Raw genomic sequence first — 15,060 nt, 5'->3', positions numbered from 1 at the left:
AATTGTATTAACTATTAAACTAAAGTATTAGGAGGCATATCGTGATGACAATGCCAGGACTATGTGAGATCGCTACCAGCGATGGAGTGTCTTACTTAGCATGAACGCTATCCCTTGCATTATTGACGTTGAAGCCAGTGGCTTTGGCTCCCTCAGCTTCCCTATTGAAGTGGGTGTGGCACTACCAGACGGTAAGCGTTTTTGCAGTTTGATCAAACCACAGCCTGACTGGCAATTCTGGCAGTTTGAGGCGCAGGCATTACATGGTATTACCAGGGAATTACTTGATAAGCAGGGAAGGCCGGTTATCGAGGTGTGTCAGGAGTTGAATCAGCTGTTGGCGGGCAAAACCGTGTACTCGGACGGGTGGGTGGTTGATCAACCGTGGTTGATTACCTTGTTCCATGCCGCGCAACATAGAATGGCGTTCACCGTCAGCCCATTGGATATGATTTTAACGGAAACACAGATGTCAGTCTGGCATTCAGTCAAGCAACAGCTTATTGAACAATCTTCGCCGACACGACACAGGGCCAGTGCGGATGCTGCGCTGATCCAGCAAACCTGGATGGTCACCCGCGATGGGTCGACATGAATAATAAGAGTATGATTACCAGTAACCTGTCACATCATCTGGGTGGTGACTGGCATAAAAAAGAGACCATACAGACCCTTTGGAGTGGCTACGGTGAAATTGCCCGATACGTCGATAAGCAAAATGCGTCTGTGGTGGTAAAGCATGTTGATGTGCCGCAACACATCGAACATCCGCGCGGCTGGGGCGGAGAGCATAGTCATCGTCGTAAGTGTATTTCTTATCAGGTCGAAGCACATTTCTATCAGCAGTATGCATCGGCATGCGAGAGTACATGCCGTGTTCCCTTATTGTATTTCTCTATTGCTCACCAGCCTGCTCCTGTGCTCGTTATGCAGGATTTGGATGCATTGGGGTTCAGCGCGAGACCGAAAACGCTGACATCGGTGCAGATTAAGGCAGTATTGCGTTGGCTGGCTAACTTTCACGCTCGTCACCTGGGCATTAAGGATGACGCCTTATGGCCGGTGGGAACCTATTGGCACCTTGCTACACGTAAAGATGAGTTTGAAGTGATGCCACCGGGCAGATTGAGAGCTGCGGCCAGTCTCATCGATAGCACACTCAATCAGGCCACCTATCAGACATTGGTGCACGGTGATGCCAAGCTGGCAAACTTCTGTTTTAGCCATGATGGCGATGATGTTGCCGCAGTGGACTTCCAGTATGTCGGTGCCGGCGTGGGAATCAAAGATGTCGCGTACTTTCTTGGTAGTTGCCTTGATGATGACGCTTTACAAGCGTGCGCGAACGATTATCTGGATTACTACTTTTTTGCGCTTCGCAGTGCGTTAGACCAGTGCGACAAAGCCCATCTGGCAGCCAATGTTGAAGCCGAGTGGTGTTGCCTTTATCCACTGGCGTGGGCCGACTTTTTCCGTTTTCTATCAGGTTGGAATCCCCATCACCAAAAAATTAACCTGTACATGCAAGCGATGACCAGCAAAGCTCTTTCAAGCTTGGCATTTCAGCCTTAACATGCGCTGTTTATGTCTTTCTAACACGCTAAAATCATTGGAGTTATTCTTCACTTAGCGCTAGGCTGATAGTCCAACACTTAGCAACATGTGAGTAAGTAATGAAGATAGCGATTTTGTCCCGTAATGAAAATTTATACTCGACCCGACGTCTTAAAGAGGCGGGAGAGAGCCGGGGACATGAGGTCGACATCATCGATACCCTGCACTGTTATATGGATATCACACGCAGTCGTCCTGCAGTCAGATATCATGGTAAGCAGCTGCCAAAATATGACGCCATCATTCCAAGAATTGGCGCGTCAATTACGTTCTACGGAACTGCTGTCGTTCGCCAGTTTGAAATGATGGGTACCTTTAGCGTCAATGAATCTATTGCCATAAGCCGGTCACGTGACAAATTGCGTTCACTGCAATTGCTGTCACGTAAAGACGTGGGCTTGCCGCGTACTGGGTTTGCCAACAAAGCAGATAATATTCCTGACTTGATTAAGAACGTCGGTGGCGCCCCTGTTGTTATTAAGCTACTGGAGGGGACGCAAGGTATCGGGGTGGTGCTGGCAGAGACCAATAAGGCTGCGGAAAGCATCATCGAAGCCTTTATGGGCATTAAAGCCGATATTCTTGTGCAGGAGTTTATTAAAGAAGCGGGTGGTTCTGATATCCGCTGTTTTGTTGTCGGTGGCAAAGTTGTTGCTGCGATGAAACGGCAGGCAGCTGAAGGAGAGTTCCGTTCAAACCTGCACCGCGGTGGTTCAGCTAAGCTGATAAGACTGACCAAGGAAGAACGGGCAACGGCGGTAAATGCGGCCAAAGTCATGGGCTTGAACGTCTGTGGTGTCGATATTCTGCAGTCCAGCCATGGTCCCGTTGTGATGGAGGTGAACTCATCGCCAGGGCTTGAAGGTATTGAGACGGCGACCAAGAAAGACATTGCGTCAATGGTGATCGAGTTTATAGAAAAAAACGGCAAACCCGGTAATACCCGCTCGCGCGGCAAAGGCTAATGGCCTATGCCTGACAAGTTAGTGATCGGAGACAACGTCATCGCACCTGGCAGTCGGGTCAAGCTCGATCTGCCTGTGGCAAAGCTATATACCGATACCAACATGTGGTTGTCTGTAGAAGTACTGAGAGCGAAAAAGCCAGGTCCTACGGTTTTCTTAAGTGCTGCAATACATGGTGATGAGCTGAATGGCGTTGAGATAATACGGCGCTTGCTTAGCCATAAATCATTCAAAATTAGCCGTGGAACGCTTATCGCGGTGCCGGTCGTCAATGTGTATGGATTATTGAATCAAAGCCGTTACATGCCCGATAGGCGTGATTTGAATCGCAGTTTCCCCGGCTCGCCCAAAGGTTCGTTAGCCGGGCGGTTGGCGCATCTGTTTCTTAATGAAATTGTATTGAAGTGTGACTATGGCATTGATTTGCACACTGGTGCCATCCATCGTAGCAACCTGCCTCAGGTAAGGGCCAATTTAACAGACCCCGAGACCAAGGAATTGGCCCAGGAATTTGGTGCGCCAATCATGCTTAACTCAACGCTGCGAGATGGCTCACTGCGCGCTGCTGCGGCGGAAGAAGGGATAAAGATCCTGCTGTATGAAGCGGGTCAGGCACTGCGCTTCGACGAGTTATCTATCCGCATGGGAGTGAAAGGCATCACCAACATCCTCAGACATCTTGGGATGGTCAGGAAGGTCCGCGCTAAGAAGCGACGCATTACGCCTTATGAGTCTTATAGCAGTTCCTGGGTCAGAGCGAACTGCAGCGGTATCGTAGTAGACAGAAAACGCCTCGGCGATAGTGTCGAAAAGAAAGAGGTATTGGCGGACATACATAGCCCAAATGGGATGTTTTCAGAAACATTAACCGCGCCATTTGGCGGGGTGATCATTGGCAAACAGAATATTCCGCTCGTGCAGGAAGGCGAAGCAATGTACCACATTGCCCGCTTTGATGTGCCAGATGAGAACGTCGTTGAACATATTGAACAACTTCAGGACGATCTCTTACCCGGCGAGAGCGGCGAATTAGGAATCTAACACTGTGAATATTGAAGATTTCCATTTAATTGGTGACAAAATACTGGTGGGGGTCAAAGAAGACATTGACCTGCCTAATCTCGGTTTGCAGGGAGTAACGACACGCATCGACACTGGCGCACAAACATCTGCATTGCATGTCGATCATATCTCTGAAGATGTGGATAACGGCATCGTGTATTTTGAGTTTCACCCTGACTTTCACGACATAGATAAAACCATACAGTGCTCGGCAAAGCTACATGACTCACGGATTGTAAAATCCTCCAACGGCACCAAGGAGAAGCGCTTTGTTATTCGTACCGTGGCGAAACTGGGAAGTCTGGAGTGGGATATTGAACTGACTCTGACCGACCGCTCTAGCATGAACCATCTGATGTTATTGGGAAGAGAAGCGTTGCAAGCCCACTTTCTGGTCGATCCCGCAAAAGACTTTTTAGCCTCGGGGCCTGGTAAAAGCAGTGCCTGAATTTTTTTGCATCGGGCGCATGGACCAGCTTCATGGCGGATACTGACCTGAGTGGGTTGATATGGCTGGGGATCGTGTTTTGCATTTCACAGTCAGCCATGTTTTCAGGCCTGAACCTTGCGTTTTTCAGTCTCAGTCGATTGCGCCTGGAGGTCGAAGTCGGCCAGTCAAATAGCAATGCCGAGGTTATTCTTGATCTGCGCCAGGACTCTAATTTCTTGCTGACAACCATTCTGTGGGGCAATGTGGGTATCAACGTGCTGCTGACTCTGTTGTCTGACTCTGTGCTGGTCGGCGTGGCGGCATTCGCATTTTCTACCGTGTTTATCACTCTGTTTGGCGAAATTATTCCGCAGGCCTATTTTTCCCGTAACGCCATGAGAATGGGCGCCATGCTAGCGCCACTGCTACGCTTTTATCAGTGGTTGTTATATCCGGTAGCCAAACCTTCCGCACTATTACTAGACGCCTGGCTTGGCCGAGAGGGGATCAATTACTTTCGCGAAACCGATTTAAAAAGTGTGATCGAAAAACACATTGAAGCGGAAGAAGCGGAAGTCGACAGGCTTGAGGGTATCGGTGCCGTTAATTTTCTGACCATTGATGATATTAACGTCAACGACGAGGGTGAAAGAATCGACCCCGCCTCGATTATCCGCTTACCCAGTAAGGTTGATTTCCCAATTTTACCGGATATCACGCAAAATGCAGACGACCGGTTTTTAAAGCGTGTCAATGCCAGTGGGCACAAATGGGTGATCCTGACTGACTTGGAAGGCAATCCGCTACTGGTGATGGATGCCGATGGACTGCTGCGCAGGGCGTTATTTGATCATGGTGAAGCGTTTGATCCCTATGAGTTCTGTTATCGTCCCCTTGTTGTAAGAGATGAAAGTATGCATCTGGGAGATGTCATTCTGCATCTAAAATCTAACGAGTCATTGGATTTGGATCATGACGGTGATATTGAAATTGACGTGGTTCTGGTCTGGGGAAGTGAACCCAGGATCATTACGGGGGCTGACATCCTTGGCAGATTGTTAAAGGGAACCAATACACAACCTGCTGCGCAATCTGATACACAAGGTGGTGACTAATGGACGACTACTTTGCTTTGCAATGAAATTAACCTTTCTGACTCACATCATCTAGGATAAGTATCCATGTATGGTCAGTTACGGAGGATAAAGGAATGATCTGGGCGACTCTGGCGATTTTAATAGGTTTACCCGTACTGGTGTGGAGTGCTGAACGCTTTATCCACGGAGCGGCGTTTACAGCGGGCTATTTTGGCACCTCACCGCTGTTTATCGGCATGTTTATTATTGGTTTCGGGACATCTGCACCAGAGATCATCGTATCAATATTTTCCTCGTTGCAGGGCAATGGTGGCCTCGCATTGGGCAATGTGTATGGATCAAATATTGCCAACATTACCCTGATTGTCGGTATGACGGCACTACTGAGTCCTATCGCGGTAAAATCTAATATCGTTAGAAAGGAATTACCGATCCTGTTAATGGTGAGTTTGCTTTCTATATGGCAGCTTATTGATCTTGAATTATCTCATGATGACGCCTATTCCCTGTTAGGGATTTTGTTGATCCTTATCGGCTGGAGTGCCTGGCAGGCGGTCAGAGAGCCAGAAGATAAACTGGCAGAAGATATTGCTGAGACCGTCCAACCAGACAAAGCAAGTCTCAATGTTCATTTAATGTGGCTGGTGGCGGGTTTAGTCATCCTGATTATCAGTTCTCGTGTGCTGGTGTGGGGAGCGGTCGAAGTCGCACAGTATTTCGGCGTCAGCGAGGTCATTATCGGTCTGACCATCGTTGGTATTGGCACTTCGTTACCAGAGCTGATTAGTTCGATTATTGCGGTGCGCAAAAACGAGCATGAGTTAGCGATTGGCAATGTAGTAGGCTCAAATTTATTCAACCTTCTTGCCGTTGCTGGCATTGCCGGTGTGATCAGCCCAATACAGTTAGATCAGTCCTTTTTATATCGAGACGGTGCGTTGATGTTGGCCGCAACCGTGGCACTGATGATCTTCTGCCTTGGATTCAGGGGACCGGGTAAGGTCACGCGGCTTGAGGGGGCGATATTTTTGTGCTGCTTTATTGCCTACAATTATTACCTGATCACCACACAGTTCTAAGCGGCGCATCAATACCCAGGAAAGCAAAGCTATGGCGGGGCCACTTAATGGCATAAAAGTATTGGATCTCACCCGTATTCTGGCCGGTCCCTGGGCAACCCAGGTGTTGGCCGACTATGGTGCTGAAGTGTGGAAAATTGAGCGCCCAGGTCTAGGCGATGACACACGAGGGTGGGGCCCTCCCTTCCTCACTGACCGACAAGGTCAGGAAAGTGCTGAATCGGCTTATTATCTATGCGCTAATCGTGGCAAGAAATCCATTGAAGTGGATATCGCTACATCCACTGGACAGCAGGTTATCCGCGACCTTGCTGCGCAGGCCGATATCATGGTAGAGAATTTTAAAGTCGGGGCGTTAGCCAGCTACGGGTTGGATTACGCAAGCCTGGCATCACTCAATCCGAGACTTATTTACTGCTCTATAACAGGCTTTGGTCAAACCGGACCTTATGCGCAACGTGCTGGATATGATGCCATGATCCAGGCGATGGGCGGATTAATGAGTGTCACTGGAGAATCAGATGACAGCGAAGCAGGGGGGCCGCAGAAAGCGGGTGTTGCCGTTGCAGACCTGATGACAGGTATGTACGCCGTATCAGGGATCTTGGCCGCTTTGCATCATCGGCAACAGACTGGGCTAGGCCAACATATTGATTTAGCACTGCTGGACACCCAGGTGGCATGGCTGGCAAATCAGGCAAGTAACTATCTGATAAGCGGAGAGGTGCCAACCAGAATGGGCACTGCGCATCCTAATATTTCCCCTTACCAGGTGTTCAGCGTACAGGACGGACATATATTGCTTGCAGTGGGTAACGATCGACAATTCGCTGATTGCTGTATGCAGTTAGGGTGTCCTGAACTGGCTGAGGACAAGGCTTATCAGACCAACGTGGCAAGAGTACGCAACAGAGAAACCCTGATCCCACAGCTACAGGCAAAATTGCGTCAGCAACCACTCGAATATTGGCTACGGGTGTTTAATGATGTCAATGTACCTTGTGGTCCGATTAATACCATGGATAAAGTATTTGATGACCCTCAGGTCAAACATCGCAATATGGCAATCTCACTGCCTCATCCGCACGTAGATGAGGTGCCATTGGTGGCGAATCCAGTGAAATTTTCGGCGACGCCGATTGAGTACGAGTTAGCCCCACCCACACTTGGTCAACACACTGACGAAATACTCAACCGTTTGCTAAATCAAGACTGCGAAAAAGACCGCCGCTAAACAACCAGCTCAAGTTCCGCAAAATATCCTGCCAGTGAAAACCCCGTGACATTGAGGTAGCTACGTAAACGCATATGCGGGTGGTCGACTAAAAGTAATAGGCGATGCTCAGAGGTGCTTTGCAGGGTGAGTTGACGGCACTGCCTGGAGGACATTCTGGCAATGTAGGCGACCAAGGCGTCCAGTGGCATACAGGGTGATGATTTTATGCCATCAATAAGTAGTGTCAGTCTGGTTGGCAACACCGCGCCACCTTCAATAAGCTGACATAGCCTGTCAGTATTAACAGGTACCAGCGAGCCTGACATGTCAGGAGAAGGTTTAATCAGTGAGTCACACGAACTTGATAATTGATGCAAAAGTAAGCCGGTTGAAAAATAACCTCCATAGTGTAGGCGATCACAGAGTTAACACACGCTGTGCTTAGACTGATTTCGTCTAGCGCTTCCCCAGTTGTGAATACTTCCCCTCTTAAAATAAGAAAAGCGCTCGACATTTTAACGCGTTAACAAAAATGTCAAAAAACTGATCTGGGACAAATTGCACGCACTCCCGCTCTGTTTAACTGTGTTCATCCTGCGATATTAATAATCGCAGATGATCGCAAACACACGCGGGAGACAGTGTATGTTATCGGCAGTAAGGCCCCTGATTTTCCTTTCCATTTGTGCCGCATTTTCGGCGCATGCACAGGAAAAAACACAACAACTGGTGACAGACGGACTGCAACGTCTGGCCGACAATCAGCAGGCACAACAACAGGTTTCTGATACCTTTGAAAAAACGCAGACGCTTGAAAAAAAGTATATCGAAGAGTTGAAAGTGCTTGATGGCCTGAACATGTACAACGCCATGTTACAGCGCCAGTTAGATGACCAGCAAAAAGAAATTAATAAGCTCAATCAATCCATCAATAACGCCACACAGATTGAACGGCAAATTATGCCGTTATTGGTGCGTATGGTTGATGCGCTTGAGAATTTCGTTTCTGTAGACGTGCCATTTCTGGCTCGCGAGCGCGAGGAACGTATTGCAGGCTTGCGTGACCTGTTAGTCAAATCTGAATTTACGACATCAGAAAAGTGCAGACGGGTATTCGAAGCCTACCAGATTGAAAATGAATACGGTTACACCATCGAATCTTACAAGGGACGTGTGGCAGTTGATGGCAGTCAGTTCGCCGTGGACTTTTTACGCATCGGACGTATTGCGCTGTTGTATCGCGACCTGAGCGGCGAACAAGTCGGCATGTGGGACAAGAAAACAGCCAGCTGGCAGCCGCTGACGGAACGGCAGTATCAACGTCATATCACCAAGGGATTAAAAATCGCCAAAGAAGAGATATCGCCTGAATTGATTACTATTCCGATGCTGGCATCGATGGAGGTGCGTTAATGAGACGGCTTATTTTTCTATTAACGGCGATGTCTTTTGTCATTGTCCCGCCTGCAGTGCATTCACAACAGGCCGAGCAGGCAAATTCAGCAACATCGAGCAAGGCTATTTCGGTTGATGAGCTTCTGGAAAAAGTGCGTCAGGGGCATCGTGACGACGGGGTTATCAATCAACAACGCATCGATGCATTTCGTAACCAACAGGCACAGCAACAGCGCCTGCTGAATGAAACGGTCGAGCAACGTCGGCAGGCAGAAGCGCTTAGCCTGCAACGAGAAAACCAGTTCGAACAAAACGATCAGCAAATCACCTTGTTGCAGGAAAGATTGTCTGAACGTCTGGGGTCATTGAAAGAACTTTTTGGTGTTTTACAACTGGTCGCCAATGATACACAGGGCCAGTTCGATAACTCACTTATTCAGATCCACTATCCACAGCGAAGTGAGCGCCTCAACGCGTTCTCGCAAAAAATGGGACAAACTACCGAATTGCCTACAGTCGAGGAAATTGAGTCTCTATGGTTTGAACTGCAGCGCGAGATGACCGAGTCGGGAAAAATCGTGCAATCTACGCAAACTGTGTTGGACAGGCAGGGGCAGGAAGCACAGGTGCCGGTTATCAGAATCGGCACCTTTAATCTTATTTCTGATGGCAAATATATTCAGCGAATTGCTGAGACAGGGCGGCTCGTAGAATACCCTCGTCAGCCATCGAATCGTTATATGAGCGGCGCGCAACAACTGGCGGATAATGATGGCGAACTTATCCCGTTCACCATAGATCCGGTTCGAGGCCAGCTCATCTCTCTGATGGGGGCGGCGCCAGATTTGCGTGAACGCGTCGAACAAGGCGGCGTGATTGGCTACATTATCCTGGCACTAGGCGCGGTAGTGGTGCTTACCGCACTGGTGCGTTTCATTATTCTGCTTGTCGAGGATCGTCGAATTAAGCACCAGTTAAGCCATCTTGATCAACCTGGAAACAACGCACTTGGCAGAGTGGTGAAAGTGTATCAGGACAACAAAAACGACGGTCTGGAATCGCTCGAACTTAAACTGGGAGAAGCGGTGCTGCGTGAGGTGCCTCGTATCAGCCGTGGATTGTCATTTATCAAAATCAGCGCTGCTATCGCGCCGTTGTTGGGGCTGCTGGGTACGGTTACAGGTATGATTATTACCTTCCAGGCGATTACGCTTTTTGGTGCCGGTGATCCTAAACTTATGGCGGGCGGGATTTCTCAAGCCCTGGTCACCACCGTATTGGGTCTCACTGTCGCCATCCCATCGTTACTGCTACACAACGTGGTCAGTGATAAAGCTACCAAATTATCGCAGATCATCGAGCAGGAAGCGGTTGCACTGGTTGCCATGCAGGCAGAGCAGGCGGCGGAGTAGCCAGCATGCCAGTGTTTTTTGACAACCTGTTCCCGTGGTTTGGCGACATGCTTGAATTAGGCGGTGACATTTTGATGTTAATCATCATCATTGCCGCCTTTATGTGGGCGCTGATTCTGGAAAGACTGGTGTTTTTCGGTGCCATATTACCCCGCAAACGGCGCTTCGCCTACGATCTGTGGGCGCGACGCAGTGAGCACAGTAGCTGGTACGCGGGACAGTTCAGGCAGCTGCTACTCAGTCGCCTTAGCAGGGATATGCAACGCAACCTAAGTCTTATTCGCACCATGGTCAAAGTGTGTCCCCTGTTAGGGCTACTCGGCACGGTGATGGGCATGCTGGAAATTTTTGATGCGCTCGCCATTACTGGCAATAACAGCGCCAGAACAACCGCAGGTGGTGTCTCTAAAGCCACGGTATCCACGATGGCAGGCATGGTTGTGGCGATATCAGGGCTCATGGTCAGTAACTATCTGATCAAAAAAGCAGACAACATGAAGTTGGCCATTCTGGAAGCTTTCAGAATGGATGAAAACCATATCAGAATTCGTAAGGTGAAAAAGTAATGCGCAGATTTATGACCTCTCAGGCTCAGGATCAGGAAGCCAGCGTGGATATCACGCCGATGCTGGATGTGGTGTTTATCATGCTGATCTTTTTCATTGTCACGGCCACCTTTGTCAAGTTAGCAGGTATCGAGGTTGACGCACCCAAAGCGTCGACGGCAGTGGTGCAGGAGAAAGCTAATATTCTTATTGCTATCGATGAGAACAACAAAATTTGGATAAACCGTCGCGAGGTGGATTTGCGGGCATTGCGGCCGAATATTGAACGCTTACATGCGGAAAATCCTAAAGGGATAGTTGTCATTCAGGCTGACCGAATGTCGCGCAACGAAACCTTAGTAAAAGTCATGGATGCCTCTCGTAAAGCGGGTGTCTACGATATTGCACTGGCAGCGGATAAAAGCTGATGAGTCAGGTCAGTGTTGATGAACTGAATCAAGTGACGGACCGCTTTTATGGTGTTCGGTTTGTGCTGTTGTTTGTCATCGGCGCGGTCGTTGCAGGAGGGCTGACACTGTTTATGTACGTATTAATTGAGTCCAGTCACAAAGAGCTGGACCAGAGCAGTCGCGCTAATTTACTGGACTTTGTCAGAGTAGAGCGGGAGGAGAGCTCAGCACGTAAGCAGCGAAAACCAACTCGACCTGAAACCCAGGATGCACCGCCTGCACCGCCCACCCCACAAGCCAGTGAACAGAACATGAGCGACGCGACGCTAAATGTCAGTGCGCCCACCGTTGACACCAGCATAAGCGTAGACGTCGGTGCCATTGGTGTCGGTCAGGGCGATGGCGAATATCTGCCTATCGTCAAAGTCGCGCCAACCTATCCGATAAAAGCGTCGATGGCCGGGACGGAAGGGAACTGCCTGGTTGAATACACGGTTACTGAAACGGGCGCGACAAAAGATGTCACAACGGTACCCGGGGAGTGTCCTCAGGTGTTTGTCAGGGCGTCTGTAGAAGCGGCCCGCAAGTTTAAGTATAAACCACGAGTGATCGACGGTGAGGCAATAGAAGTGCCGAATGTGAGAAATTTATTCAAATTTACCCTGCAAAAGCGTGAGGACAGCAATGATTAAACGCGTGCTGCTGGTTTTATTGTGTCTGGGGCTGATGGCTACCGGTGCCCATGGCAAGGAGAAAAAGACCTATGCCATGAGCCTTAAAGTGTTCAAAGCTGTCGAGGAAATCAACCTGATGGTCGATGAGGGCCGTGAAGCAGACGCGTTGTTGGAACTGGCTGAAACCCTGGACATGCCCAGATTGTCCAAATATGAAAAGGCACAACTATGGTATTTGCGCGGCACGATTTTTTATAAGACTGAAGGGGAAGCGGCAGCGCTTGAGAACTTTTCCAGAGTGTTGGAATTTGATGATGGGATCCCGGTATTTCTGCATCTGCGAGTACTGACCACGCTCGTGCAACTTAATCTGGTACTGGAGAATTTCGCTCAGGCCAGAGATCACGCCGAGCGCCTTATCAGCGTATCTGAACAACCCAAAGCGGATGACTATGCATTACTCGCTCAGGCTAATTACCGCCTTGAAGATTGGGCTGCGGCGCTCGAAGCCTGTTTGCAAGCTCGCGCAGTTTATGAGTCGGCGAATTTGGTGCCCAAAGAAAATATATTACTGCTACAGAACGCCGTCTACTTTGAACTCAAGGATATGGAGAATATGGTCAATACCCTTGAGATCCTGATCAAACACTATCCTAAATCTACCTATGTATTGTATCTGGCATCCATCTATGGACAGTTGGACAGACTGGATAAACAGACGGTACTGATGGAGTCCCTTTACGAGGACGGCAAGCTTACAGACAGCTCTCAACTGGTTAATCTTGCCAGCCTGTACCTGTCTGAGAAAGTCCCCTACAAAGCGGCTGTGCTGTTGGAAGACAGCATTGAGCAAGGCGTGATTGAGGAAACGCAGAGAAATTACGAAATGTTGTCTCAGGCATGGCGTTTAGCTGCAGAATTACAACCGTCAGTGATGGCGCTGGCGAAAGCCGCCGAGCTGGCTGATGATGGCGTGTTATATGTGCGCAAGGCCTACATTCACTATGATATGGCGCAGTGGCAGGAAGCCGAGCAGGCCGTGTACAAGGCGTTAGATAAAGGCCTGGATGAAAAGCATAAGGGCGAAGCGTGGCTATTGATGGGCATGACGCGATTTAATATGAACGCATTCGAGAAAGCCATTACTGCCTGTGAACGGGCAGCGTCTTTTCCCGAAAGTAAAAGCTTGGCGCAGCGCTGGATCACTTATATCAGCAATGAACAGGATAAATATAACACCATGCGAGGACTGAATTAGTCAGCGTACCCACTGCCTATTGCGCTAAATGGCATATCCAGTTCCAGTTCCGGTATCTGCAGTCCTATCCAGGCTGGGAAGGTGTTGCTGTTCGGGCCCGGAAACACCTTGTATTCATTTGCCCAGGGATACTTTTCAACTGCCTGCTGTATATCAGGGATAAGACGCTTAGCTTTGTCACCCGTTATAGACAGAACCTTTTCTGGACGAGCGCCATACCAATACCTGTCAGGTGTTGATGTCTGATACTGGCGCAACGCTGGCAATCCCTGATTGACTCGCCAGCCGACGACTTCATAGACGGTATATTCGTCTGCGTCGACAGGTTTTACTGCTAGCCAGGTATGCACCGCGAACCATCCTCGCCATCTAAAGGCGTCTGCGGCATAGACTTCGATAACCGCCTCGTTCACTTCGCTGGGATCCGGTGCAATGCCGGCGGGTTCACGACTGGCGGTGCGCCAGTTATTGTTTGAACAGGCACTGACCAATATCAGCAAAATCAAAGATAATAGGCGTCGTTGCATAGGGAGATAAACGGTTAAGTAATAATAAACAGTATCTACCGAATGAAGATTTGGTTCATTATTTCTGCGTTAAAACGCTAAAGCTGCTCGTCAGATGGCGAAACGTTAAGACATATGGCACTGATCGCCAAGGTAGCGCATCGCGGCTTGTTTGTTATCGAATGTATGATTACTCAATTTTCCCTGGATACCCAGTGCCTGCTCAACGTTGCGCAACTGATTCGGAACAATGGCGCAGCCAAACAAAAACGCGGCGGTATAACAGCCACTGTTCAGACATATTTTATAGGTTTCCTGCAGTGCCGTTTCGACATGCTTTGGCCAGGCTTGTAAGTCAGAAAGATCGGCCAGACCAGCCCAGCGCTTATGCTGCAAGCAGAGTGCTGCTTTCTCTAGCAATTCATTGAATTCGTGCCATAAGCCACTTGAACATACACCTTGCACCTGCGCATGTATGAACGGCTCATCAACAGTGATAGTAAATCCACCGTACTTGTTTTGCCTGGAAAATTGCACATGACCTCCGGTTCTATAGGGGCGCGGATAATACTCAGAACAGGCATCGTGACGATTAGTCTTAAGTATGAAATTTAATCAAATCTGGGATGGCAAAATTAATCAAAATAGTCATATCTTCAACAGTGCTTACACTAAAATTATGAAAATCATGGGCTTATATGGAAAACGGGGAGTGGTTAAAAAAGTATTGGGTATTTGTAGAAATACCTAAATAGTGCGTCTACTGCGGGGCGTCAGCTGGCCAGCCTTCGGCCAGTGTGTGACTGACGATAGTGGTAAAAACGCGCAGGATTTGCTCATCAACATCATCATAGGCGCAGGCTTTCATGGAAAACACCTTTAACACGCCAGCATCACCACCGTCGAAGGTCACCGGTGCGACCATCATGGAGCGAAGCCCGACCTTTTCGCACGCTTCTTTATCTACACGGTCGTCTGTTTGTGCGTCATCACAGCGTAGTAAGCGCTTTTCATTTAAACAGCGCCCAGACAGGCTGCCTTCGAGCGGAATATGTAAGCCATCATTGTGTTTTGTATTATCGGTGACACCGACATAAACCAAATGATCGTCGACGACTTTCTCCACCGCAGCACCGGCTGAGTAGGTCAATTGACATGCCAGGTTAACAATAATTTCAAGCGACTCTTGCTCGGTAGCTCTGGTTCTTATCAGGCTGGCCAAAGCATCTACAATGGCCATCAACTGTTCTTTGCTCAGCAAAGAAACATCGATACCTTGTAGCGAGTCGTCGGACATGGTGTGCTCTCAGTGGATTATTTTTTCAACAAGCATAGACGTGTTTTGACTAACTTGTCATTGTTTTCAATGTAATAGAGAAAAATACCGCTTTGAAGAG

Annotated in this window: 18 protein-coding genes; 14 read left to right on the top strand and 4 right to left on the bottom strand. The window is 48.8% G+C overall.

The window, feature by feature from the left end; genetic code table 11:
• Positions 1-100 precede the first annotated feature (100 nt).
• The 8 genes from G441_RS0107985 (at position 101) to G441_RS0107950 (ending at position 7,481) form a co-directional block, all read left to right on the top strand.
• Positions 101-595, top strand: a complete 495-nt coding sequence (locus tag G441_RS0107985; protein ID WP_026375859.1) for a 3'-5' exonuclease family protein — start codon at positions 101-103, stop codon at positions 593-595.
• Positions 592-1,572 (top strand): phosphotransferase, encoded by a 981-nt coding sequence (locus G441_RS0107980; RefSeq protein WP_026375858.1) that lies wholly within the window; start codon positions 592-594, stop codon positions 1,570-1,572. Before G441_RS0107985 ends, G441_RS0107980 begins: the two co-directional genes overlap by 4 nt.
• A gap of 101 nt (positions 1,573-1,673) precedes the next feature.
• Positions 1,674-2,579, top strand: a complete 906-nt coding sequence (rimK, locus tag G441_RS0107975; protein ID WP_026375857.1) for a 30S ribosomal protein S6--L-glutamate ligase — start codon at positions 1,674-1,676, stop codon at positions 2,577-2,579.
• Between the two features lie 6 nt (positions 2,580-2,585).
• Positions 2,586-3,620: a succinylglutamate desuccinylase/aspartoacylase family protein gene (locus G441_RS0107970; protein ID WP_026375856.1), complete on the top strand. Its 1,035-nt coding sequence runs from the start codon at positions 2,586-2,588 to the stop codon at positions 3,618-3,620.
• 4 nt (positions 3,621-3,624) lie between these two features.
• Complete coding sequence (locus G441_RS0107965; protein WP_240485103.1) at positions 3,625-4,089, top strand: ATP-dependent zinc protease family protein; 465 nt, start codon at positions 3,625-3,627, stop codon at positions 4,087-4,089.
• A 32-nt stretch (positions 4,090-4,121) separates the two neighbouring features.
• The gene (locus G441_RS0107960) at positions 4,122-5,186 is read left to right on the top strand and encodes a DUF21 domain-containing protein (protein WP_026375854.1); all 1,065 of its coding nucleotides are present in this window, start codon (positions 4,122-4,124) and stop codon (positions 5,184-5,186) included.
• Between the two features lie 95 nt (positions 5,187-5,281).
• A complete protein-coding gene (locus G441_RS0107955; RefSeq protein ID WP_026375853.1) occupies positions 5,282-6,247 on the top strand; it encodes a calcium/sodium antiporter in 966 nt (321 codons plus the stop codon).
• A gap of 31 nt (positions 6,248-6,278) precedes the next feature.
• Positions 6,279-7,481 carry a CaiB/BaiF CoA transferase family protein gene (locus tag G441_RS0107950; RefSeq protein WP_026375852.1) on the top strand — a complete coding sequence of 401 codons (1,203 nt, stop codon included), beginning with the start codon at positions 6,279-6,281 and terminating at the stop codon, positions 7,479-7,481.
• Here G441_RS0107950 and G441_RS0107945 read toward each other — a convergent pair.
• Positions 7,478-7,840: a hypothetical protein gene (locus tag G441_RS0107945; RefSeq protein WP_156896314.1), complete on the bottom strand. Its 363-nt coding sequence runs from the start codon at positions 7,838-7,840 to the stop codon at positions 7,478-7,480. The genes G441_RS0107950 and G441_RS0107945 overlap by 4 nt on opposite strands.
• A gap of 268 nt (positions 7,841-8,108) precedes the next feature.
• Here G441_RS0107945 and G441_RS18255 point away from each other — a divergent pair, with 268 nt between their 5' ends.
• Genes G441_RS18255 through G441_RS0107915 form a run of 6 tightly spaced genes read left to right on the top strand, consistent with a single transcriptional unit; the run spans position 8,109 to position 13,157 of the window.
• Positions 8,109-8,876, top strand: coding sequence for a DUF3450 domain-containing protein (locus G441_RS18255; protein WP_034474710.1), 768 nt, complete (start codon positions 8,109-8,111; stop codon positions 8,874-8,876).
• The gene (locus tag G441_RS0107935) at positions 8,876-10,270 is read left to right on the top strand and encodes a MotA/TolQ/ExbB proton channel family protein (RefSeq protein WP_084407311.1); all 1,395 of its coding nucleotides are present in this window, start codon (positions 8,876-8,878) and stop codon (positions 10,268-10,270) included. The genes G441_RS18255 and G441_RS0107935 overlap by 1 nt, the downstream gene beginning before the upstream one ends.
• Before the next feature lie 5 nt (positions 10,271-10,275).
• Positions 10,276-10,836 carry a MotA/TolQ/ExbB proton channel family protein gene (locus tag G441_RS0107930; RefSeq protein ID WP_026375849.1) on the top strand — a complete coding sequence of 187 codons (561 nt, stop codon included), beginning with the start codon at positions 10,276-10,278 and terminating at the stop codon, positions 10,834-10,836.
• A complete protein-coding gene (locus tag G441_RS0107925) occupies positions 10,836-11,243 on the top strand; it encodes an ExbD/TolR family protein (protein ID WP_026375848.1) in 408 nt (135 codons plus the stop codon). The genes G441_RS0107930 and G441_RS0107925 overlap by 1 nt, the downstream gene beginning before the upstream one ends.
• Positions 11,243-11,917, top strand: coding sequence for an energy transducer TonB (locus G441_RS0107920; RefSeq protein ID WP_051275429.1), 675 nt, complete (start codon positions 11,243-11,245; stop codon positions 11,915-11,917). The genes G441_RS0107925 and G441_RS0107920 overlap by 1 nt, the downstream gene beginning before the upstream one ends.
• A complete protein-coding gene (locus G441_RS0107915) occupies positions 11,910-13,157 on the top strand; it encodes a tetratricopeptide repeat protein (RefSeq protein ID WP_026375846.1) in 1,248 nt (415 codons plus the stop codon). The genes G441_RS0107920 and G441_RS0107915 overlap by 8 nt, the downstream gene beginning before the upstream one ends.
• On the opposite strand, the gene G441_RS0107910 is transcribed toward G441_RS0107915, so the two are convergent.
• From G441_RS0107910 to G441_RS0107900, 3 genes are all read right to left on the bottom strand, one after another.
• Complete coding sequence (locus G441_RS0107910; RefSeq protein WP_026375845.1) at positions 13,154-13,684, bottom strand: DUF3750 domain-containing protein; 531 nt, start codon at positions 13,682-13,684, stop codon at positions 13,154-13,156. The two genes, G441_RS0107915 and G441_RS0107910, sit on opposite strands and share 4 nt — an antisense overlap.
• 105 nt (positions 13,685-13,789) lie before the next feature.
• Positions 13,790-14,200 carry a hypothetical protein gene (locus tag G441_RS0107905; protein WP_026375844.1) on the bottom strand — a complete coding sequence of 137 codons (411 nt, stop codon included), beginning with the start codon at positions 14,198-14,200 and terminating at the stop codon, positions 13,790-13,792.
• A 223-nt stretch (positions 14,201-14,423) separates the two neighbouring features.
• On the bottom strand, positions 14,424-14,960 hold the full coding sequence (locus tag G441_RS0107900; protein ID WP_026375843.1) for a GAF domain-containing protein: 537 nt from the start codon (positions 14,958-14,960) through the stop codon (positions 14,424-14,426).
• Positions 14,961-15,060 lie beyond the last annotated feature (100 nt).

This window comes from Aestuariibacter salexigens DSM 15300 (assembly GCF_000429145.1).
Classification (GTDB): Bacteria; Pseudomonadota; Gammaproteobacteria; order Enterobacterales; family Alteromonadaceae; genus Aestuariibacter; species Aestuariibacter salexigens.
The sequence above is the reverse complement of the archived record's forward strand: the minus strand, read 5'-3'. Positions and strand labels throughout refer to the sequence as shown.